Source organism: Thioalkalivibrio sp. ARh3 (assembly GCF_000377265.1).
Classification (GTDB): Bacteria; Pseudomonadota; Gammaproteobacteria; order Ectothiorhodospirales; family Ectothiorhodospiraceae; genus Thioalkalivibrio; species Thioalkalivibrio thiocyanoxidans.
Genome location: NZ_KB897950.1, coordinates 59150 through 78810 on the forward strand (window position 1 = coordinate 59150; position 19661 = coordinate 78810).

Annotated in this window: 21 protein-coding genes and 1 tRNA gene; 12 read left to right on the forward strand and 10 right to left on the reverse strand. The window is 66.2% G+C overall.

Going from position 1 to position 19661, the window contains the following annotated elements:
• Nucleotides 1-2 precede the first annotated feature (2 nt).
• From C995_RS0108830 to C995_RS0108845, 4 genes are all read left to right on the forward strand, one after another.
• A complete protein-coding gene (locus C995_RS0108830) occupies nucleotides 3-308 on the forward strand; it encodes a ferredoxin (RefSeq protein ID WP_018864591.1) in 306 nt (101 codons plus the stop codon).
• 60 nt (nucleotides 309-368) lie between these two features.
• Nucleotides 369-445: transfer RNA gene (locus tag C995_RS0108835), tRNA-Met, on the forward strand.
• Nucleotides 446-584: 139 nt separating this feature from the next.
• Complete coding sequence (locus C995_RS0108840) at nucleotides 585-794, forward strand: hypothetical protein (RefSeq protein ID WP_018864592.1); 210 nt, start codon at nucleotides 585-587, stop codon at nucleotides 792-794.
• 211 nt (nucleotides 795-1005) lie between these two features.
• Complete coding sequence (locus C995_RS0108845) at nucleotides 1006-3237, forward strand: hypothetical protein (RefSeq protein WP_018864593.1); 2232 nt, start codon at nucleotides 1006-1008, stop codon at nucleotides 3235-3237.
• 45 nt (nucleotides 3238-3282) lie between these two features.
• Here C995_RS0108845 and C995_RS0108850 read toward each other — a convergent pair whose 3' ends face one another.
• The 3 genes from C995_RS0108850 to C995_RS0108860 are packed head-to-tail and all read right to left on the reverse strand — an operon-like array spanning nucleotide 3283 to nucleotide 6187.
• The gene (locus tag C995_RS0108850) at nucleotides 3283-4296 is read right to left on the reverse strand and encodes a M14 family metallopeptidase (RefSeq protein ID WP_018864594.1); all 1014 of its coding nucleotides are present in this window, start codon (nucleotides 4294-4296) and stop codon (nucleotides 3283-3285) included.
• 8 nt (nucleotides 4297-4304) lie between these two features.
• Entirely contained in the window at nucleotides 4305-5741 is a 1437-nt protein-coding gene (locus C995_RS0108855) for a glutamate-cysteine ligase family protein (protein ID WP_018864595.1), read from the reverse strand.
• 2 nt (nucleotides 5742-5743) lie between these two features.
• The gene (locus tag C995_RS0108860) at nucleotides 5744-6187 is read right to left on the reverse strand and encodes a hypothetical protein (protein ID WP_018864596.1); all 444 of its coding nucleotides are present in this window, start codon (nucleotides 6185-6187) and stop codon (nucleotides 5744-5746) included.
• Between the two features lie 144 nt (nucleotides 6188-6331).
• Between C995_RS0108860 and C995_RS0108865 the strand changes: the two genes are divergently transcribed.
• From C995_RS0108865 to C995_RS0108875, 3 genes are read left to right on the forward strand one after another with little or no spacing between them, the layout of a single operon-like run.
• Nucleotides 6332-6892: an RNA polymerase sigma factor gene (locus tag C995_RS0108865; protein WP_018864597.1), complete on the forward strand. Its 561-nt coding sequence runs from the start codon at nucleotides 6332-6334 to the stop codon at nucleotides 6890-6892.
• Nucleotides 6885-7697, forward strand: a complete 813-nt coding sequence (locus tag C995_RS0108870) for a hypothetical protein (protein WP_018864598.1) — start codon at nucleotides 6885-6887, stop codon at nucleotides 7695-7697. The genes C995_RS0108865 and C995_RS0108870 overlap by 8 nt, the downstream gene beginning before the upstream one ends.
• Before the next feature lie 40 nt (nucleotides 7698-7737).
• Nucleotides 7738-8232, forward strand: a complete 495-nt coding sequence (locus tag C995_RS0108875) for a DsrE family protein (RefSeq protein WP_018864599.1) — start codon at nucleotides 7738-7740, stop codon at nucleotides 8230-8232.
• Here the strand turns inward: C995_RS0108875 and murU are convergent.
• The 3 genes from murU to C995_RS0108890 are packed head-to-tail and all read right to left on the reverse strand — an operon-like array spanning nucleotide 8217 to nucleotide 10689.
• Nucleotides 8217-8909: an N-acetylmuramate alpha-1-phosphate uridylyltransferase MurU gene (gene murU / locus C995_RS0108880; RefSeq protein ID WP_018864600.1), complete on the reverse strand. Its 693-nt coding sequence runs from the start codon at nucleotides 8907-8909 to the stop codon at nucleotides 8217-8219. The genes C995_RS0108875 and murU overlap by 16 nt on opposite strands.
• Nucleotides 8909-9895 (reverse strand): aminoglycoside phosphotransferase family protein, encoded by a 987-nt coding sequence (locus C995_RS0108885; protein ID WP_018864601.1) that lies wholly within the window; start codon nucleotides 9893-9895, stop codon nucleotides 8909-8911. The genes murU and C995_RS0108885 overlap by 1 nt, the downstream gene beginning before the upstream one ends.
• The gene (locus C995_RS0108890; protein ID WP_018864602.1) at nucleotides 9892-10689 is read right to left on the reverse strand and encodes a metallophosphoesterase; all 798 of its coding nucleotides are present in this window, start codon (nucleotides 10687-10689) and stop codon (nucleotides 9892-9894) included. The genes C995_RS0108885 and C995_RS0108890 overlap by 4 nt, the downstream gene beginning before the upstream one ends.
• 141 nt (nucleotides 10690-10830) lie before the next feature.
• Between C995_RS0108890 and dksA the strand changes: the two genes are divergently transcribed.
• The gene (gene dksA / locus C995_RS0108895) at nucleotides 10831-11256 is read left to right on the forward strand and encodes an RNA polymerase-binding protein DksA (RefSeq protein WP_012983659.1); all 426 of its coding nucleotides are present in this window, start codon (nucleotides 10831-10833) and stop codon (nucleotides 11254-11256) included.
• Between the two features lie 43 nt (nucleotides 11257-11299).
• On the forward strand, nucleotides 11300-12178 hold the full coding sequence (locus tag C995_RS0108900) for a sterol desaturase family protein (RefSeq protein ID WP_018864603.1): 879 nt from the start codon (nucleotides 11300-11302) through the stop codon (nucleotides 12176-12178).
• A gap of 33 nt (nucleotides 12179-12211) precedes the next feature.
• On the opposite strand, the gene argA is transcribed toward C995_RS0108900, so the two are convergent.
• The 3 genes from argA to C995_RS0108915 form a co-directional block, all read right to left on the reverse strand.
• Complete coding sequence (argA, locus tag C995_RS0108905) at nucleotides 12212-13582, reverse strand: amino-acid N-acetyltransferase (protein ID WP_081618888.1); 1371 nt, start codon at nucleotides 13580-13582, stop codon at nucleotides 12212-12214.
• 78 nt (nucleotides 13583-13660) lie between these two features.
• Entirely contained in the window at nucleotides 13661-14131 is a 471-nt protein-coding gene (locus tag C995_RS0108910; protein WP_018864605.1) for a DUF192 domain-containing protein, read from the reverse strand.
• 15 nt (nucleotides 14132-14146) lie between these two features.
• Nucleotides 14147-14419, reverse strand: coding sequence for a heavy-metal-associated domain-containing protein (locus C995_RS0108915; RefSeq protein ID WP_018174900.1), 273 nt, complete (start codon nucleotides 14417-14419; stop codon nucleotides 14147-14149).
• Between the two features lie 82 nt (nucleotides 14420-14501).
• On the opposite strand from C995_RS0108915, the gene ilvD reads away from it, so the two are divergent.
• The gene (ilvD, locus tag C995_RS0108920; RefSeq protein WP_018864606.1) at nucleotides 14502-16358 is read left to right on the forward strand and encodes a dihydroxy-acid dehydratase; all 1857 of its coding nucleotides are present in this window, start codon (nucleotides 14502-14504) and stop codon (nucleotides 16356-16358) included.
• Between the two features lie 109 nt (nucleotides 16359-16467).
• On the opposite strand, the gene C995_RS0108925 is transcribed toward ilvD, so the two are convergent.
• Entirely contained in the window at nucleotides 16468-18504 is a 2037-nt protein-coding gene (locus tag C995_RS0108925) for a methyl-accepting chemotaxis protein (RefSeq protein ID WP_018864607.1), read from the reverse strand.
• A 164-nt stretch (nucleotides 18505-18668) separates the two neighbouring features.
• On the opposite strand from C995_RS0108925, the gene C995_RS14240 reads away from it, so the two are divergent.
• Entirely contained in the window at nucleotides 18669-18806 is a 138-nt protein-coding gene (locus C995_RS14240; RefSeq protein WP_018864608.1) for a hypothetical protein, read from the forward strand.
• A gap of 176 nt (nucleotides 18807-18982) precedes the next feature.
• Nucleotides 18983-19654, forward strand: a complete 672-nt coding sequence (radC, locus tag C995_RS0108935; RefSeq protein ID WP_018864609.1) for a DNA repair protein RadC — start codon at nucleotides 18983-18985, stop codon at nucleotides 19652-19654.
• Nucleotides 19655-19661: the final 7 nt, after the last annotated feature.

The following is a 19661-nucleotide window of genomic DNA, read 5'->3' on the forward strand; positions in this document are numbered from 1 at the left end:
CGATGGGCTACTACGAACGCCACATCTTCTTCTGCACCAACTGCCGCGAAGACGACAACTGCTGCGAGGACCACGGAGCCACCGAAATGCGCGCCTACGCGAAGGATCGCGCCAAGGCGATGGGGATCCACGGCAAGGGGCAGGTACGGGTCAATACCGCCGGCTGCCTGGACCGCTGCAACGAGGGCCCGATCGCCGTCGTCTATCCAGAGGGTGTCTGGTACACCTACCACGACGAGCGCGACATCGACGAGATCCTCGAGGAACACCTGAAGAACGGGCGGGTCGTCGAGCGCCTGCAGATCTGACCCGCTTCGCGCATCGACTTGACTTTGTGCGGGCGGCTCCGGAGAATTCGCACCCCGCGTGGCTACGTAGCTCAGCTGGTTAGAGCACATCACTCATAATGATGGGGTCCCCTGTTCGAATCAGGGCGTAGCCACCACCGTCTTCCCGCAAGGGGCTGCTTCGGCAGCCCCTTGTTCGTTCCGAGGGCTGTCCCGGTTTGTTGCTGGCCTTTCGGGGCTCGGCTAGACTGCGCCCCGGCCGGCCCGGCTCATTGGGACCAACATCGGACGAACTCCATGAAACGTTACGGAATCCGCATCCGCCTGCCGGAAGGCAGCACCATGGCCATGCCGCACCTGCTGGGGCCCGATTGGGAGTCCTATCGCTGGTATGACAGCGAGCAGGCGCGCGAGAAGGCCCTGGCCGACATGCAGCGGGACCTCCCGAACTACCGCAAGGGTGACCACATCCAGCAGGTTCTCGAGCGCGTGGAGCGGGACGACTGAGTTTTCTACGACGACGTATTCCTTTCGTCGTCCGTCTCTTGTCTGATTGCGCCGTCTGCTGAGCGGACGCCTGCCTGCCTGTAATTTCTTGCGCCGAAGGCGTTCCTGCCCCGTCCTTCCTGTCTGCTTGAAACCCTTCGCCTGCCATGCTTTAGTGCGAGGCGCAAGGAACCAGCGCTCATTTTCGAGCGATTCATACAGGAGTACAGGCATGTCCACGTCCAAGCCCAGCGATCGCGCGCCGGAGAACCCTCCCGAGGATACGGGCAATGCCGTGCGTGGAACGCCCGTGGCAACGCCTGACCGGCCGCGTGCGGCCGTGCCGGCCGCCGGGGGCGGGCGTGCCTCGATGCGCACCACCCAGGATCGCGCAGAACCGCACTACTTTACCGAGCGCGACCTCGACCGGATCCTCGAAAATCTCGATCATCTGCGCAGCACGGTATTCCCGCGACTGACCAAGGGGAGCGCCGCCGACGAACACAAGCAGCAGTGCTTCCCGTCGGTGTGTCTGATCGGCGTCGGGCGCTGCGGCTCCAATGTGGCCCTCGATGTCGCGGCGCTGGTCCACAGCGCTCGCTCGGAATACATGCGCGAGCTGGACAACGAAGAAAATGGTGGTCGCGAGAAGGAGGTGCGGCCGCTGCGCTGGATTCGCAAGAGCCTGAACCTGCCGCCGTCCAATGCGGTGAAGCCGGTGTTCCTGATCGAGCCGATGGTGATGCTGGGCGATCTGGACAAGGACATCGAGGGGCGCATTCGCTTCTCCAGCCGTGCCGGGCAGGACAACTTCATCGACAACTACAACAAGATGAAGATCATGGATCTGTCCGAGGTGCATGCCGGCGGGGCCGGTAACGCGCCCATCCTGGGTCAGTACCTTGCGCGCATCATCCTGAACAAGGACACCGATCAGTTTTCCAACGAGGACTGGAAATTCATCCACTCCTATCTGATCGATTCCTGCGGCATCAAGGCCAACCAGTCGCGGCTGTACTTCTACATCTTCAGCGCGGGCGGGGGTACGGGCTCCGGCATGGCCTCCGAGTTCGGGCTTGCGCAGCAGTACTCCTACATGCGCAAGACCTTCGACCCGAAGCTGGAAAAGCGCGACAAGGCCAACCGCGACCACTCGTTCGTGTTCGAGCCGATCTTTGCCGCCGGTATCTGCATCCTGCCGAACATCCAGGACAACCGGGTGGAGATGTCCGAGGCGCTGCACATCAATGCCGGGCGCCTGCTGTGCAAGTATCTCGCGGAGGAATGGGACTTCTCCTACAACTTCGAGGCCGAGGAGACCCGCGACGAGGACATGATGCACCGCATCCGCCCCTGGAACGCGATGATGCTGATCTCCAACGACATCATGCGCTACGCGGAGGAGACCGACGACGGCAATATCCGCAATGTCGACGTGAACGCCATGGAGAAGTACGCGAACCAGTACATCTCCCAGCAGATCTTCAACATCCTGACCGCGCAGGCAGTAACCACCGACTACGACGAAGACTACTTCCGCCGCGCCGGGGTCGACATTGGCGAGACGATCCGCCTCGATGCGAACGACCTGTTCATGAGTCTGGCGGGGCCGGTCGCCGTGGCCTATGCGGAGTCCGAGGTGGCCACTGGCGAGCACGCCCCGGTCGGGCACGGCCCGCTGGATATCGACGATCTGTTTTATCGGTCCATCGACCTGCCGCACTTTAACAAGCAGACCGAGGCGATCGAGGGCATCAGCCTGCTGCCGATCGATGCCCCGCGCTACCGCGAGGCCTTGAAGAAGTACAAGGAGTCGAGCATGGACGCGGTCCACCTGCGCGACCTGCACTTCTTCAAGAACTGCTCGTCCATCGTCACGATCCTGTCGCTGCCCAAGGACTACAAGCTGTCCTACATGGACCTGAACCGGCTGAAGACGCACCTGAACGGGCTGTTTCCGAACACCACGCTCAAGCGTTATGCCCTGGTCATCGGGGCCTCGGCCAACCTGTCGCTGACCACCCTGGTGGTGAAGAGTCCCTGCCTGTCGGACGACTTCCTGACCCTGTTCGTTGCCTACATCAAGCGCTGCTTCGCCAATGACAAGACCCGCTTCGATGACACCCTCGACCATGCGGTGCTGGACCTGATCCGGGCCGAGGAATTCGACGAGCAGCGCGTGGACGAGATGCTCAACGAATTCGAGAACCCGACGCGCATCCTCGATACCAACTGGTACGCGATCAAGCCGATGTACGAGAAGAAGTATCGCGAGATGTGCAGCGACGAGAAAAGCTTCGTCTCGATCAACGACATCCGCCTGAGTCGCGAGAACGTCAAGCAGGCGATTCGCTACCTGCGCGAGATCTACCGCCACCGCACCAGCAAGACGCAGATCATCAGCCTGAACGACGGCAAGACCGGTACCACCGCAACCAAGCGTCGGGCCAGCAGCAAGAAGTAGGTAGGGTGGGGCTGCCCCTGAGCTCTCAGGGGTGGACCTCTCGCCTCAGGGCAGGGCCAGCGGCTCCATCAGGTAGCACAGGCAATCCTGCGCGATCACCCTCGAATCCAGCGTCAGCATCGACGGCATCGCCGCGCGCTTGAGCCGGATCTCGTCGCCACGCGTCTCCAGATACTCACCGGTCACTTCGCGCCCGTCCTCGGCGATCGCGACCAGTGGGCTGTCCACCTCGGGGCGGATACGTACCAGTGTCGAGCGGGCCGGGAGCAGCTGGAAGTTCAGGCGGTCCAGGTCGGGTTCGAGCCGGACATCGTGCTGTGCGTCCAGCCCGGCCTGCAGCCCGGGTCGCACGCGTACCTGGGCCACGGTGTGGAAGATCTCGATGTCGCCCGGCCGCGGCGGGTGTTCCGGAAAGTGGTCCAGGTGCAGCACTGCGTCCAGCATCTCGAAGGCGTGCTGGATGCCCGATTCGTCATTCGGCGGGCCACATTCCAGCGTGACGGACGGGGCGATCCGCGCCAGCGCCATCGAGGCGACGCCGCGTGGGCGCGTGAAGTAGACCACGGTGCGGCTGAACAGCGCGGCCAGGTTCATGAACGCCGGGTCCAGGCTGTTGATGCAGGCGTAATGCGGGTTGCGCCCGGTGTTGTTGTGCAGGTCGACCGCGGCGAACAGCCCGCGTTGTTCGAGGCGACGGCAGACGTCGGCGAAGCGCTCGGCCTCCGGAGATCCAGCCTGTTCGGTGCCGGGCCAGATGCGATTGAAGTCCGGCTGCTCGTCGAGATGGCGCTGGCTGACGGCTGCGGCCCGAGGGTTGCCGATGACCAGCGTCAGTGTGCGCGGCAGGGGTTTCCCCGTGTAGTGCCGCAGCAGCCGCTGGACCGCCTGCAGGCCCACGGGCTCGTTGCCATGCAGCAGCAGGACGACCGCGACCGCCGGGCTGCGCTGCCCCTCCAGGTGGATCAGGGTGGGCTCGGGTACGCATTCGTGCAGGCTCTGCGGGGTGGCGTCGAGAAAGCCATCGGGCAGTTCGTGCAGTTCGGGCAGGTTCTTGGTCATGGGTCGAATCAGAGCCCCCAGGTGTGGACCGGCGAGCCGGTGTTCTGCCAGCCGCGATAGGCGCGCACGAGACCGGACCAGTCGCGCCCGTGACGCGCGACCCAGTCGCGCTGCCACCGAGCCCCGGTCTGCCGCGTGGCGGTGCGTGCCGCGATGATCCCGAGCAGGCTGTTGGCCTCGGCTGGATCGACGCCCAGGCGTTCGAGTCCCGCGGCGGCCCGGGGCAGCAGGTGTCGCCGGATCAGGCGGGGCGCCGGCTCCGGTGATGCGTGTCCCCAGCGCAGCCGGGCATCCAGCCCGTGGCGCGCGGCATTGTAGAAGTTGTCGCGTGCCTCCGAGAAGGGCGTACCCAGGGTGCCGTCGGGTGACTCGTGAATCAGGTGTTCGGTCAGCCCCATCGAGAACGCTGTGTTCGCCAGCATGTCGATCAGCGTCGGCCCGGCCGGGAGGCAGCGGAACTCCAGTCGGAGGTTGCGTCGACCGCGTTCGTCGATGCCCACGATCGGCCGATTCCAGCGCCAGATCGTCCCGTTGTGCAGGGCCAGGTGACGCAGCTCCTGTGGCGGGGCATCGAACCTTGCCGGCAGCAGGACCGGAAAGTGCTCCAGGTTCTCGGTGAACAGCTCGCCAATCGACTGATGCAGGTATCCCGTGCCGAAGGTCACGCGCCGGATCGGGCCGCGTGCGCTGCCGGCGAAGCCGCCCACCTCGACCGATTGCTCGAACACCGGGATACGGCTCTCGCACCACAGGTCATGACCAAACACGAACGGGGTATTGCCGGCCGCGGCCAGTACCGGGGCGCTGGCCACCAAGCTGGCGTTGTAGACGCGGTGGGCAATCGCGGGGCGGGTTTCCGTGTGGACCTGGAACGAGGTGGCCAGGGCCTCCAGCATCACGTCGCGGTGGGTGTGCTGCAGGTGCTCGCGCCCGACGATGTCGAGCTGGAGCGGGCGCTGTGCGCGCTGTTCCAGCACCGCCGTGTTCAGCGCGCGATAACGCGCCTGGGGGGACATGTGGCGCAGGCCGAGGTCCTCCGGCTGGAGGGTCGGGAGCGTGCCCGCCATCAGCAGTTCGGCCTGGTGGTGGCGTGCGGCGCGGCGCGCCTGGCGCAGGGTCTCCTTCAACTCCGCGAGGATCGCCGCGAAGCATCCGGGCCCCACCTGAAAGACCGAGGAGTTGAGTTCGAGGTTGAACTGGGCGAGTTCCAGCGTGGCCAGCGGGCTGTCCATGGACTCGAGGACCGCCTGGTTGATCGGCAGGGGACGCCCGGCCGTATCGCAAAGCCAGGCCTCGATCTCGAATCCGAGTCGTGGCGGGACCACCGGGCCATCCGCCTGCTGTTCCAGCCATTCGTGCAGCAGTTCCGTCTCGCGGCTCAGGGCGGCGCGAAAGCGCTCGTAATCCTGGGCGCCGAAGTGCTCGTCGGCGATCTCCTGACCCAAGGTCAGTCCTCGTCCGACGCGTCGTCGTAGAGGCTCTCGAGGAGGTCGCCCCAGACCTGTTCGTGCTGTTCGACGAAGGTGAGCAGCGCCTTGCGAAAGGCCAGGTAGTCGGCCTCGAAGGCTGCGAAATCCTCGCCGCCGTTCAGCAGTTTCGCCGCACGATCGGTCTGCTGCAGGCTGTCGCGCAGGTTGAGCGCGGCCGCCATTGCCCCCTTCACGCGTTCGCGCTCGTGCGGAATCCAGGCGCGGTCGGACAGCAGCGACCGCAGGTTCTCGCCCAGCTCCAGCAGGCGCTTGCGCAGGCGGGGCACTGCCCCGATGGTCCCGGTCTTCAGGTCGCCCCAGACGGCATCCGTGATCAGGCGCGACCAGCGCTCGCGCAGGTCACGGGTGGTCTCCGGGTCGAATGCAAAGGAGGCTTCCAGTTGTTGCGGATCGAAGGGCATTGGGTATCCTGAGGCTGGGGATTCGGGACGCGGGCCACAAAGAGAAGGGCCTGGACCGGAATAGCGCTGCGTGGGGTAGCGTCCTACAAGGTACAAGAACAAGCAAGGCCGCACGTACGGCCCTGCGGATGGAGGAAATACAACATGGCGACCTGGTTCGCGCAGAGGCGGTTGCGCCAGAAGGTCTGTGACCTTCGGCCGCAGATGTACCGCATGGCCTTTGCCTGGTGTCACGATGCCGCCCTGGCCGACGACCTGGTGCAGGAAGCGATGATGAAGGCCCTGACCCGGCTGAAATCGTTGCAGGACGAGAGCGCCCTGAAGGCCTGGGTGTTCCGCATCATGACCAACTGCTACCGGGACTGGGGGCGGCGGCAAAAGGATACGGTGGACGTGGACAGCATGGAGCTGCCTTGCGAGGACTGTCCGGAGATGCAGACCGAACGCAACCGGATGGTCGCAGATGTCCACCGCGCGATGGCGCAGTTGAGCGCGGATCACCGACAGGTGGTGTCGCTCGTGGACCTCGAGGGGTTCGCGTACTCGGAGGTCTCGGAGGTGCTGGATGTGCCGATCGGGACCGTGATGAGTCGCCTGAGCCGGGCTCGGGCGCAACTGAAAAAGGTGCTTTTGGATCAGCGGGCCGACCAGGGGCAAGCGGCCGATGGACCCCATCTCCAGGTAGTGAGGAATCGGCATGGCTGAACACCGTCTCAATGCGCAGGATCGCCCCAGCGAGGAGATCCTCAATGCGTTCGTCGATGGCGAATTCTCGCCCGAGGACCGCCTCAATACACTGAAGCTAATCTCCTCCAGCGAGCGGCTGAGCCGCGAGGTCTGCGATATGCACCAGCTCAAGGAGCTGGTGGGCATGGCCTACGAGGATCTGCCCACGGCCCAGTCCGGTGGCGGACGCTGTCGCATCTCCCGGTCCTCCCGCAGTCACTGGTTCCCGTCGATGGCGGCCGGGGTCGTGGCGCTGGTGCTGGGGTCCCTGGCGGGCTACGAGATCACGCGCGATGCCGGCTTCCTGGCGAGCGGTGAGCCCACCGCCCAGATCGGTGGCGATGCCGGGGAGACGGCGCTGATGGTCCGTGGCGATCAGGCTGGCGATGCTGCCCCGCAGGTCGTCGCGGCGACCGAGACCGACCAGATCCTGCTGCATGTCAACGAGGCTGATCCGAAATCCATGTCCGAGCTGCTGGACGACATCGAAGCGATGTACCGCGATGCGGCGGCCGATGGTCGCGAACTGAACGTGCAGGTCGTGGTGCACAACAATGCGATGGACTTCCTGCGCACGGACCGGGCCCCCTATCCCGAACGTATCGCGGCACTGAGCGAGGAGTATTCGAGCCTGCGTTTCACGGCCTGTGCCCAGACCCTCGAACGTCTCGCGCGCGAGGAGGGTGGCGCGGTGGACATTCTCCCGCAGGCGGAACGAATCGATTCCGGCGTGGCCGAGGCCGCCCGCCGCCAGGCCGAGGGCTGGATCTACATCAAGGTATGATCGCACCCGTCGCGGGGCGTCCCGTGGGCCCAGGGTGGCGATGAACCCCCTCCCTTTTCCTGCGCGCTTTGCGCGCCCGGGCTGGCTCTTGGCCGGGGCCCTTTTTCTCCTGTCGCTGGGGGGCAGCTGGGCCTTGTTCGGGCCCGAGCGAAACGGCGCTGCCGCTGATGCCGACGACACGCTGCAGGTGGTCTACCACATCAACGCCGATGATCCGGCCCTGCACCTGAACGCCCTGCGCAACCTGCAGAACCATATCGACGGGAGTGGGATGGATCGCCTCGAGATCAAGGTCGTGATGCACGGTGGCGGAGTCAGCCTGTTGCAGTACGCGAACGAGGAACCGGACCTTCGCGCCACGGTGGACACCCTGAAGATGCAGGATGTGCGGTTTCTGGTCTGTGGCAACACGCTGGACAAGCGGGGGATCGGGCTGGACGATCTGTACGATGCCCAGCCCGAGGACCGAGTACCTTCGGGTATTGGCGAGCTGACCCGGTTGCAGCGCGCGGGGTATACCTACATCAAGCCGTGATCCCGGCGCTGGTCGATGTCCACCTCCAGCGCCGCGAGGCGCTCGGGCGTGCCGATGTCGCGCCAGTCCCCCTGGTAGTGCTCTCCGCTCACGCGACCACCGTCGATGACCTCGCGCAATAAGGGGCCCAGTGGGCGGCGACCCTCGGGCAGGTCCGCGAACAGCGCGGGGTGATACCAGCCGATGCCGCTGAAGGTCAGCGGTGTGCCCTGACCCAGCGATACCCGTCCGTCCGAGAGCCGAAAGTCGCCCTGCGGGTGGTGCGCCGGGTTGTCCACCAGCACCAGGTGCGCGAGCCGGCCACTCTCCGTGAGCAGTCGTTTCGCAGGCGGGTGAAGCGGGTGCTCGCACCAGACGTCGCCATTGACCACCAGAAACGGCTCGTCGCCCAGCAGGGGCAGGGCCTGACGGATACCTCCCGCGGTTTCCAGGGCACCCTCCGGCTCCTCGGAGTACAACAGCCGCATGCCTGCATATTTGCGCCCCAGGGTCTCGCGGATCTGTTCGCCCAGGTGTGCGGTATTGATCACCACCGTGCGGTAGCCGGCCCGAGCCAGGCGCTCCAGGGTGTAGGCGATCAGCGGGCGCCCGGCGACCGGCAGCAGTGGCTTTGGGCAATGGTCGGTGAGCGGGCGCATGCGCTCGCCGCGTCCGGCGGCCAGGATCATCGCGCGCATCAGGCGTGCTCCCTGGCCGCGTGGGCGGAAAACCAGCGAGCGACCGGCTCCAGCTCCGGGTGACGCAGTCCCTGTTCCAGTAGCCGGTGCAGGCGCGGCAGGTGCTCCAGATAGCGGGGCTTGCCGTCGCGTTCCGCGAGGCGCACGAAGATGCCCAGGATCTTCACCGTGCGCTGAACGCCCAGCACGTGATAGTGCGCCATGAACGACGCGCGGGGGAGGTCCGCGTTCGCCAGATAGTGTTCGAGCCCGTGGGCGACCGTGTCGGCCGAGACCTCGCGACGGGCATCTTCCAGCAGCGAGACCACGTCGTAGGCGGGGCTGCCAATCACCGCATCCTGAAAGTCCAGCAGCGCGCAGGCCTGCTCGTCGCCGGGAGGCAGCATCAGGTTGTCGACATGGAAATCGCGCAGCACCAGGGTGTCCGGGAGGCCCGGCAGGGCATCCAGCACCTGGTGCCAGGCAGTGTCGAACTCTGAGCGCATGGCATCCGGCATGGTGTGACCCCACAGCCGCGGCCAGTACCAGTCCGCATAGAGGGTCGTCTCTGCCAGTAGGCGCTCGCGGTCGTAGGGAGGGATGCCATCGGCGCGCCCTTGTTCCGGCCAGCGCCGATGGAGCGTGGCCAGTGTATCCAGTCCGCGCTGGTACAGAGGCCATTCGTCCGCCCCCTCGGCCAGGGCCTGGGTGAAGGTGCGGTCCCCCAGATCCTCCAGAAGAACAAAGCCCGAGTCGGCGTCGTGTTCGAGCACTCGGGGCGGTCGCAGCCCCAGACCCTCCAGGAGCCGAGCAATCCGTACGAAGGGCCAGGTCGCCTCGCGTTCGGGCGGGGCGTCCATGATTACCACCGATACCCCGTTCCGGCGGGCCCGGAAATAGCGGCGAAAGCTCGCATCCGCACGCAGCAGGCGCAGATCCCCGAACGTCCCGGGCAGGGTATCCAGCCAGTGCTGCAGGGCCTGGGTGCGGGCGTCTGGCGTATTCATGCCGAAGGCTCCGCGGCTGTGTGGGTCCCGGGTACACGGACCACCTGCGTCTCGAATCGCCCATCCGGGTACAGATCCAGGATGCGGTAGCCGGCGTCCAGGGCCGCATCCACGGCGAACTTTTCGGAGCCTGGCGTGAACTGCACGCAGGTCGATGGGCTCCCGAGGAGCTCGATCGAACCCCGCCGATCCCGGAAGTCCTGGTGGATGTGTCCGAACAGGCAGGCGCGCACCTGCGAATGGCGGTCGAGCACCGCAAACAGCGCGTCCGGATCGAGCAGCCCCAGCCGATCCATCCAGGCGCTGCCGATGGCCACTGGCGGATGATGCAGGGCGACGATCGTGGGGTGATCCGGATGGGCCGACAGGCTTTGTTCCAGGCGCTCGCACTGTGCCGTGTCCAGACGGCCCGCCGCCTCGCCGGGGGTGCTGGAATCGAGGCCGATCAGCTTCCAGGGGCCTAGTATCATCTCGCCATGGACCTGACAGGTTTCGCGCTCCAGGGCCGCGCGCAGGGTCCGGGAATCGTCATGGTTGCCGGCGAGTGCGAGCATCGGTTCGCGCCGGCTGCGTAGCAGTCGCGCCAGCCGTGCATACGTCGCCGGATCCGGATCCTCGGCCAGATCGCCGCTCAGCAGCAGGGCATCCGCCGCCGGCTCCCGGGGCAGGGCGCCCAGGATTCGCTCCAGCTGGGTATCGCTGTCCGGATAGCCGGGCCGGATTGGCCCAGGCTCGCGGCCCAGGTGGGTGTCACTGATCTGTATCAGGCGCTGCGTGGTTCTCATGGTGTGCATGGGTTCCCGTGAAGTGCGGCGATTGTTGCGCGCCGTTTGCCGTCCGCGCGGGGAAGTGCCCTATACTGGATCGGGTGTACCTGTCGTCGTGCCGGGTCCGTTCCGACATGGGGTCGGAAGACGGTCCGGCGAGGGGCCGATATGAGCCAAGAAGCCGAAACCATCCTGGAGTCCGGGTATCGTCCGTCCGAGGACGAACCCTACATGAATCCGCGTCAGCTGGACTACTTTCGCGCCAAGCTCGAGGCCTGGCGTGCGGAGCTGATCGAGGAGTCCGAGCAGACGCTCGAACACCTGCGCACCGAGAGCTGGCAGGAACCGGACCCCAACGACCGCGCGACCCACGAGGCCGACGCCGGGCTGGAGCTGCGCACGCGGGATCGCTACCGCAAGCTGCTGAACAAGATCGATGCGGCGCTGGCGCGGATCGACCTGGGCGAGTACGGCTACTGCGAGGAGACCGGCGAGCCGATCGGTATCGCTCGCCTGGAGGCTCGTCCGATCGCGACTCTGAGCGTGGCGGCCCAGGAGGCCCATGAACGCAACGAGGCGCGCTTCGGTCAGTAGGTAGGGGCGCGACCGCGCCTGCAACTACACGCAGGGCACACGCATGGCGGACTGGTTTCTGGCGCAGGAGCCGATTATTCGAATCGGCATCCTGCTGTCCGTTCTGGCGATCATGGCGACCTGGGAGATCCTGGGGCCACGGCGCCCCCTGTCGGTGGGCAAGGCCTATCGCTGGTCGAACAACTGGGGCGTGGTGATTACCGGCACGCTGCTGACCCGCCTCCTGTTCCCGGCGGGGCTGGTGGGCCTGGGTCTGTTCGTCGAGACCCAGGGCTGGGGACTGTTGCAGGTGCTGGACCTGCCCTTCTGGCTGGTCGTGCTGATTGCGGTCGTGGTCCTCGATTTCGCGATCTGGGCCCAGCACGTGATGTTTCATGCCATCCCGTCGCTGTGGCGGCTGCACCGCATGCACCATGCGGATCTCGACTTCGACCTGACCACCGGCCTGCGCTTCCACCCGCTGGAAATCCTGCTGTCGTTCGGTATCAAGGCCATGGTGGTGGTGGCGATTGGAGCCCCGGCACTGGCGGTGCTGATCTTCGAGGTCATCCTCAGCTCACTGGCCCTGTTCAACCACTCCAACGTGCGCATGCCGGCCCCGGTGGACCGGGTGCTGCGCTGGTTCGTCGTCACGCCCGACTTCCATCGGGTTCACCACTCCTGGTATCCGCACGAGACCAACTCGAATTTCGGCTTCAACCTGTCGCTTTGGGACCGGATCATGGGGACCTACCGTGCGCAGCCACAGGACGGGCACGAGGGGATGACCATCGGGTTGAACCAGTTCCGCGATCCCGCCTGGGAGCGGCTCGATCGCATGCTGATCCAGCCCTTCGTCGGACCCGCCGACAGCTATCCGATCAATCGCCGGCCCGAGACCCAGGGGGAATCGAAGGAGGAGGTCACTCGCCGCCGACCCTGAGGGCGAGTACTCCGTCGGACGGCAGAGGAAGGGTCAGGGCCGGAGTGATTTCGTGTAGACCCGGGAATTCCGCGCCTGGTTGTAGTGCGCTTGCCGCTCCGACGGGAGGTCATTGACCTGGCCGGGCGTGTAGCCGCGTTCCTGGAACCACTGTGCGGTGCGGGTCGTCAGCACGAACAGTTGCCGCGCGCCCTGTTCGCGCGCCAGCGACTCCATGGCCGCCAGCAGGCGGTCACCACGGCCACTTCCGCGATAGTCGCTGTGCAGGGCCAGGCAGGCGATCTCGGCCGCCTGTTCGCCAAACGGATACAACGCGGCCGTGCCGATGATCAGGCCATCGGCATCCAGCACCTGGAAGCGCTCGATCTCCAGTTCCAGGTGCTCGCGCGCGCGATGAACCAGGATGCCCTCGGCCTCCAGCGGCTGCAGCAGGGCATGGATGCCGCCGACATCGTCGATCGTCGCCTGGCGCAGCCGCTCCAGCGGTTCGCGCGAGACCAGCGTGCCGATTCCCTGGCGGGTGAACAGCTCGATCAGCAGGCCGCCATCGTCATGGCGATCCACCAGGTGGACGCGCATCTCGCGCTGGTGACAGGCATCGATCGCGCTCTGGAGGTGATTGGCCAGTTCCTCCGGCAGATCCTCCGACTCCGCCAGGAGCCGTTCTGCGGCGGGCACGGTTAGCTGGTCCAGGACCCCGCTCTGAGGATCGCGCAGGACCCCCGCCTCGGTCAGGAAGATCAGCTTGTCCGCGTTCAGGGCGATCGCGACCTGGGTCGCCACGTCCTCGCCCGAGAGGTTGAACACCTCGCCGGTGGGCGAGTACCCCAGCGGCGAGACCAGCGCCACCTGTTCCCGGTCCAGCAGGTGGCGGAGGGCCTCGGTGTCGACCCCGCGCACCTCGCCGGTGTAGTGGAAGTCCACGCCGCCGCGCACGCCGAGGGGGCGCGCGGTGACGAAATTGCCGCTGGCCACGCGCAGCCGTGCATTGCCGGTGCCCGGCTGGCCAAGACTGCGCGAGAGCAGGCCCTCGATCTGCAGACGCAGCCGGCCGACCGCATCGAGCACGGCCTCCAGCGCCGGCGCGTCGGTGACCCGCAGGCCCTCCGCGTACTGCGGAGTCAGGCCGCGCTCGGCCAGTCGGGCCTCGATCTGGGGGCGCACGCCATAGACCAGCACCACCCGCACACCGAGCGCGTGCAGTTTGGCGATATCGCGCATCAGCTCCGGGAATTCCGGTGCCAGCGCGGCCTCGCCGGCCAGCGCGATGACCATCGTCCGGCCCCGGTGCGCGGCGATATACGGCACCGCCCCGCGGAACCAGTCGAGTTCCGAGGGGTGCGGGGCGGCCCGGGTTTCGCTGGGCGCGCCGGGCGTGGCACTGGCGGTGGCGGGAGGGTTCACGGGCGTGTCCGCGCGCGGATGGGCTTGTCGGACAGTGTAGGGAAAGCGCGCAGCGGGCGCATCAGTGCGAGATCTGGGCTATTTCTTGCCCAGCGCGTGCGGGAGGTCGTCGATCCGGTCGCCGGCGCTGATGTCGTTTTCCTCGAACCAGCCTGCGTTGACCTCCAGCGCATAGAGCACGTCGCGTTTGGCTTCGTGCAGGGTGGTGGTCTGTGGCTCCATGGTCTCGATGTTGGTGATTCGGTAATCGGTGTCGATAAACGCGACGTCCAGCGGGATGTAGGTGTTGCGCATCCACATCGCGTAGCGCGCCGGGTGCTCCCAGACGAACAGCATCCCCTGGTCGTCGGCCAGTTCCTCGCGGTGCATCAGGCCCTTCCGGCGGGCGGGCTCGTCGGCGGCGATCTCCACGCTAAGCGTGCGTTCGCCCACCTGGAGCTCGGTGACGGGCAGGCCGGACTCGGCCTGGGTCGCGCCCCACAGCAGCAGGACTCCCAGCAAAGCCGCGCCCGCCACGAGGGCGGGCGCGATACGCGAGACTGCACGCATGTCGTCCGTTGCCGGCTAGTCGCCGCTCATGCGCCCCACGGCGCAGCTGGCGAAGGACTTGGCCTTGGCGCTGGCGGAACGCAGGCCGGAGACCGAGCCCACCTCGGGGTAGCCCATGCTGGCCAGCTTCGCCGCGACCGCTTCGCGGGCGCTATCCGGGGCCTGGACTTCCACGGCGCCGCCTTCCACGTCGACCTCGGCTTCAGTGACGCCTTCGACCTGCATCAGGCCCTTGCGGATGGAGCTGGCGCAGCCACCGCACTTGATGTTCTCGACCTCGATTTTCATTAACGGTTCCTCCGGAAACTGGGGTTTGCACGACTCATTATGTACGATTCCGCATCTGCATAAACGTTCACGAGATCCGACCATGCCCGCCTATCGTTCCCGCACCACCACCCACGGCCGCAACATGGCCGGCGCCCGCGCCCTGTGGCGCGCCACCGGCATGAAGGATGGCGACTTCGGCAAGCCGATCATCGCCATTGCCAACTCCTTCACCCAGTTCGTGCCCGGGCACGTGCACCTGAAGGATCTGGGCCAGCTGGTCGCCGGCGAGGTGGAGAAGGCCGGTGGTGTCGCCAAGGAGTTCAACACCATCGCGGTGGATGACGGTATCGCGATGGGCCACGGCGGGATGCTCTATTCGCTGCCCTCGCGCGAGATCATCGCTGACTCCGTCGAGTACATGGTCAATGCCCACTGTGCGGATGCGCTGGTGTGTATCTCCAACTGCGACAAGATCACCCCGGGGATGCTGATGGCCGCGATGCGCCTGAACATCCCGGTGGTGTTCGTCTCTGGCGGCCCGATGGAGGCCGGCAAGGTGCAGGCGCCGGGCAGCGACAACGTGATCCACCTGGATCTGGTGGACGCGATGGTCAAGGCCGCGGACTCGAGCGCCAGCGACGAGGAAGTGGAGGCCATTGAGCGCTCCGCCTGCCCGACCTGCGGCTCCTGCTCCGGCATGTTCACCGCCAATTCGATGAACTGCCTGACCGAGGCCCTGGGCCTGTCGCTGCCGGGCAACGGCTCGCTGCTGGCCACCCATGCCGGGCGCAAGTCGCTGTTCGAACAGGCCGGTCGGCGCGTGGTCGAGCTCGCGAAGCGCTACTACGAGCAGGACGACGAATCCGTGCTGCCGCGTTCGATCGCTACCTTCGAGGCCTTCGAGAACGCGATGAGTCTGGATATCGCGATGGGCGGCTCCACCAACACCGTGCTGCATCTGCTGGCGGCCGCGCGCGAGGGCGAGGTGGACTTCACCATGGCGGACATCGACCGTCTGTCGCGCAAGGTCCCGAACCTGTGCAAGGTGGCCCCGGCCACCCAGCTCTATCACATGGAAGACGTGCACCGCGCCGGTGGCGTGGTCGGCATCCTCGCCGAGCTGGACCGTGGTGGGCTGATCCATCGTGATATCCCGACGGTCCACGCCGACACCATGGGCCAGGCGCTGGAGCAGTGGGACGTGATGCGCCACGCCGCCGCCTCCGAGACCCTGTACAAGGCCGCGCCGGGCGGCGTGCCCACCCAGGTCGCGTTCAGCCAGGACAAGACCTGGGACAGCCTGGACATCGACCGCGAGAACGGCTGCATCCGCGACATCGAACATGCCTACTCGCAGGACGGCGGCCTGGCCGTGCTCTACGGCAACATGGCCCCGGACGGCTGCATCGTGAAGACCGCGGGCGTCGACGAGAGCATCCTGAAGTTCTCCGGCCCCGCGCGGGTGTTCGAGAGCCAGGACGCGGCCGTCGAGGCGATCCTCGGTGACCGCATCCAGGCGGGTGACGTCGTGATCATCCGCTACGAGGGTCCGAAGGGCGGCCCCGGCATGCAGGAGATGCTCTACCCGACCTCGTATCTGAAGTCCAAGGGGCTGGGCAAGGAATGCGCGCTGATCACCGACGGGCGCTTCTCCGGGGGTACCTCCGGGCTGTCCATCGGCCATGTCTCGCCGGAGGCCGCGCAGGGCGGTGCGATTGGTCTGATCGAGGAGGGTGACACCATCGTGATCGATATCCCCGGGCGCGAGATCCGCATCGACGTCGACGACGCCACCCTGGCGGCCCGTCGCGAGGCGATGGAGGCCCGCGGCGCGAAGGCCTGGAAGCCCGAGTCGCGCGAACGCCCGGTCACCCAGGCCCTGCGCGCCTACGCCCTGATGACGACCTCCGCCGCCTTCGGTGCGGTGCGCGACATCTCCCGCTTCGAGGAGGGGTAGTCACACGGCGCGAGGCATCCCGGGCACCGTCCGGCGGTGACTCGGGTTGGACCTCGTCTGTGCATGGGGCGCCACCTGACGATCCAGGCCTGCCCAAGCGTCGGGGGTGTTATCCGCGTTGCGAGATGGTGAACGAGCTGGTCTGGGCCTGAAGGTCTGCGGCCAGCCGTGCCAGTTCGTCGCTGGCCGAGGTCGTCTGTTCAGAACCGCTGGCCGTCTGCTCCGCGATTTCGCGGATGCTGACGATGCTCCGGTTCATCTCCTCGGTCGTGGCGCTTTGTTGTTCAGCGGCCGAGGCGATCTGGGTGTTCATCTCGCTGATGTTGCCTACCGCTTGTGTGATCGCCTGCAGTGCCTTCGCGGCCTGGTCGGCCTGGTCGACACCGGTCTGGGCCTGTTCGCGACTGTGATCCATCACCTTGACCGCCTCGCGGGCGCCGCTTTGCAGGCGCTCGATCATCTCTTCGATCTCCTGGGTCGAGTCCTGGGTGCGCGAGGCCAGGGTGCGAACTTCGTCTGCGACCACCGCGAAGCCGCGCCCGCTCTCTCCAGCCCGCGCTGCCTCGATGGCGGCATTCAGGGCCAGCAGGTTGGTCTGCTCCGCGATGCCCTTGATCACGTCGAGCACGCTGCCGATCGTCTCGCTGTCCGATGAAACCCGCTTGATTACCTCGGCGGCGTTTTCGAGCTCGCGGGCCAGTTGGGCGATGGATTTCGAGTTTGCAGCGACCACCTCCAGGCCGTTGTTCGCCTCGCGGTCGGTGTTGCGGGTGGTGTCGGCGGCACTGGCCGCATTGCCGGCGACATCCTGCACGGTGGCCGTCATCTCGTTCATCGCGGTGGCGACCTGATCGGTTTCCTGACGTTGGCGTTCCACGCTGGAGGCGCTGTCCCGCGACACGGTAGCCAGCTCTTCGGAGGCCGAGGCGAGCTGCGCGGTGGCGCCGATGATCTGCTGGATCAGACCCTCGAACTGCGTCGCCATGCTGTTAAAGCGTTCCCCGACATCGTGCATCTCGTCCTGGGTCTGGATGGCGACCCGGGTCGTGAGATCCCCGCCCGCCATGCGCTGGGTTGCGTCATTGAACTGTTCTACGCTGTCCTTGATCGAGCGATACAGCCCGACGAAGAGATACGCGAGCAGCAGGAGTACGCCCACAACAACGGCGATCGCCAGGTTGCGCACAAGCGTGTCGCTGCGAATCCGGTCGGCGAAAATGGCGTCCAGTTCAGGGACGGTCGCGTCGTAAAGCGCAAAGGTAGTGTCAATGGAGCGCGTGGCGGCGTCGAACACCTCGCTGGCGGCAATTTCGATCGTGTCGGTGTTCAGCAGTTCCTCCTGCACGATGAGGGAGAATTCTTCAACCGCAGCTTCGTTGCGCTCGACATGCTCGCGGAGTCGGTCTGCAAGTTCCGGGTTGGCCGAGAACGCGGCCTCCAGGCCCGACTCGAGGTCTCCAGTGATGGAATCCATGTTGGCGGACAGCACCGCAAGCCGGACGCGGGTATCCCCATCCAGTTCGCCTGCCGCTGCGGCGCCGGAGCCTACCGCCCGGGCCTGTCCCATGGTCTCGGTCAGGTTCGGCAGGCGGTTCACAAGGGCATCGCCGAGGTAATAGCTGTCGAGGTATGGATCCAGGGTGATCTCGGAGGCATCGGCGACATTGCCGATCAGGTCGAGCAGGTCGGCGATCAGATCGGTATGGCGTTGCAGGCTCTCCGAGGGTGTCATCGAGTCTCCGTCCGCCTGGAGACCTTCCCAGGTCTGGCCAATGCGATCGAACTGGCTCCGAGTTCCCAGGGTAGCGCCAAGGTCCCGGTCGACGGCTGCAAGATCCTCCAGCGCCTGGTCGACCTGGTGACCGATCTCGCGTAGCCGGGCACGCGCGCCGTCATCACCGCCCAGCAGGGCCGCCATCATGCCGCGGTGCTGCTGAATATATTCCACTGGTTCGCGCGCGGCCTCGATATAAGCCAACCCCTGGCGTTCGTTGCTTACGAATCGGATGTTGTCGTTCAGGTTGACCAGGGTGATGCCGCTGAGCATCAGCAGTGGCAACAAGACGACGACGAAGATCAGCCCGAACTTGATCGGATACCGGAAGCGATTCATCAGCCAGGTGGCTGGGTGGAAGAGGGCGTCCATGGAATTCTCCTCAGTCGTGCACGTCCAGCCCTTGGATGTCTGGAGCGCGAGATCCGTCCCTGCCCCAGCCTTAACGGTCGCCAACAGCGGTTCTTTAGGCCTGTGTCAGGCCTGATGGGGATATGAGGGGTCGCCGCAGCGTAGTTTTGGGGCGGTGCGAGGCGATGGAGGCCCGCGGCGCGAAGGCCTGGAAGCCCGATTCGCGGACCCGCCCGGTCACCCAGGCCCTGCGCGCCTACGCCCTGATGACGACCTCCGCCGCGTTCGGCGCGGTGCGCGACATCTCCCGCTTCGAGGACTGACCGAGGGCTACCAGCAGGGTCGTAGGATGCGTTGAGCGGCAGCGAAACGCATCATGCTTGCCATTGGTGTCCGAATCGATGCGTTTCGCTTTGCTCAGCGCATCCTACGGTTCTTCGCTAAAGTCGGGATGACCGAGGCGGCTAGAACCAAACGACCGAACCACAGGGAGGTGGCTATGGCGATTACCGACTGGCCCGCGGCCGAGCGCCCGCGGGAGAAGCTGATCGAGCGGGGCGCGGCCGCGCTTTCGGATGCGGAGCTGCTGGCGATCTTTCTGCGCACCGGCGTGGCCGGCAAGAGTGCGGTCGATGTCGCGCGCGATCTGCTCAGCCGCTTCGGCGGACTGCGGCCGCTACTGCAGGCCGATCAGTCGGGGTTCTGCGCGGCGCCGGGGCTGGGCGATGCGAAGTACGCCCAGCTCCAGGCGGTGCTCGAGATGGGGCGGCGGCACCTGGCCGCCGATCTGGAGCGTGGCGATGCGCTGACCTCGCCGACCGCCACCCGCCAGTTCCTCGCGGCGCGTCTGCGCGACTATCCATTCGAGGTCTTCGCGGTCCTGTTCCTGGACAACCGTCACCGGGTGATCGCCTTCGAGGAATTGTTCCGCGGCAAGATTGACGGCGCCGCCGTGCACCCGCGCGAGGTCGTGCGCCGCGTGCTGCACCACAACGCGGCCGCGGTGATCCTGGCCCACAACCACCCGTCCGGGGTGGCGGAGCCCTCACGCTCGGATATCGCGATCACCCGGCGCTTGAGCGAGGCCCTGGGGCTGGTGGATGTGCGGATACTCGATCACGTGGTGATCGCCGATAGTCCGATATCCATGGCCGAACGAGGGCTCCTGTAGCGTTCGG

Coding starts and splice junctions, on each gene's coding strand:
- C995_RS0108850 (WP_018864594.1), bottom strand. CDS start 4,296: ATGACCAAGAACCTGCCCGAACTGCACGAACTGCCCGATGGCTTTCTC.
- C995_RS0108845 (WP_018864593.1), top strand. CDS start 1,006: ATGTCCACGTCCAAGCCCAGCGATCGCGCGCCGGAGAACCCTCCCGAG.
- radC (WP_018864609.1), top strand. CDS start 18,983: ATGGCGATTACCGACTGGCCCGCGGCCGAGCGCCCGCGGGAGAAGCTG.
- C995_RS0108840 (WP_018864592.1), top strand. CDS start 585: ATGAAACGTTACGGAATCCGCATCCGCCTGCCGGAAGGCAGCACCATG.
- C995_RS0108875 (WP_018864599.1), top strand. CDS start 7,738: ATGAACCCCCTCCCTTTTCCTGCGCGCTTTGCGCGCCCGGGCTGGCTC.
- C995_RS0108865 (WP_018864597.1), top strand. CDS start 6,332: ATGGCGACCTGGTTCGCGCAGAGGCGGTTGCGCCAGAAGGTCTGTGAC.
- dksA (WP_012983659.1), top strand. CDS start 10,831: ATGAGCCAAGAAGCCGAAACCATCCTGGAGTCCGGGTATCGTCCGTCC.
- C995_RS0108830 (WP_018864591.1), top strand. CDS start 3: ATGGGCTACTACGAACGCCACATCTTCTTCTGCACCAACTGCCGCGAA.
- C995_RS0108900 (WP_018864603.1), top strand. CDS start 11,300: ATGGCGGACTGGTTTCTGGCGCAGGAGCCGATTATTCGAATCGGCATC.
- C995_RS0108870 (WP_018864598.1), top strand. CDS start 6,885: ATGGCTGAACACCGTCTCAATGCGCAGGATCGCCCCAGCGAGGAGATC.
- C995_RS0108910 (WP_018864605.1), bottom strand. CDS start 14,131: ATGCGTGCAGTCTCGCGTATCGCGCCCGCCCTCGTGGCGGGCGCGGCT.
- C995_RS0108885 (WP_018864601.1), bottom strand. CDS start 9,895: ATGAATACGCCAGACGCCCGCACCCAGGCCCTGCAGCACTGGCTGGAT.
- C995_RS0108925 (WP_018864607.1), bottom strand. CDS start 18,504: ATGGACGCCCTCTTCCACCCAGCCACCTGGCTGATGAATCGCTTCCGG.
- murU (WP_018864600.1), bottom strand. CDS start 8,909: ATGCGCGCGATGATCCTGGCCGCCGGACGCGGCGAGCGCATGCGCCCG.
- C995_RS0108915 (WP_018174900.1), bottom strand. CDS start 14,419: ATGAAAATCGAGGTCGAGAACATCAAGTGCGGTGGCTGCGCCAGCTCC.
- C995_RS14240 (WP_018864608.1), top strand. CDS start 18,669: ATGGAGGCCCGCGGCGCGAAGGCCTGGAAGCCCGATTCGCGGACCCGC.
- C995_RS0108860 (WP_018864596.1), bottom strand. CDS start 6,187: ATGCCCTTCGATCCGCAACAACTGGAAGCCTCCTTTGCATTCGACCCG.
- ilvD (WP_018864606.1), top strand. CDS start 14,502: ATGCCCGCCTATCGTTCCCGCACCACCACCCACGGCCGCAACATGGCC.
- C995_RS0108890 (WP_018864602.1), bottom strand. CDS start 10,689: ATGCACACCATGAGAACCACGCAGCGCCTGATACAGATCAGTGACACC.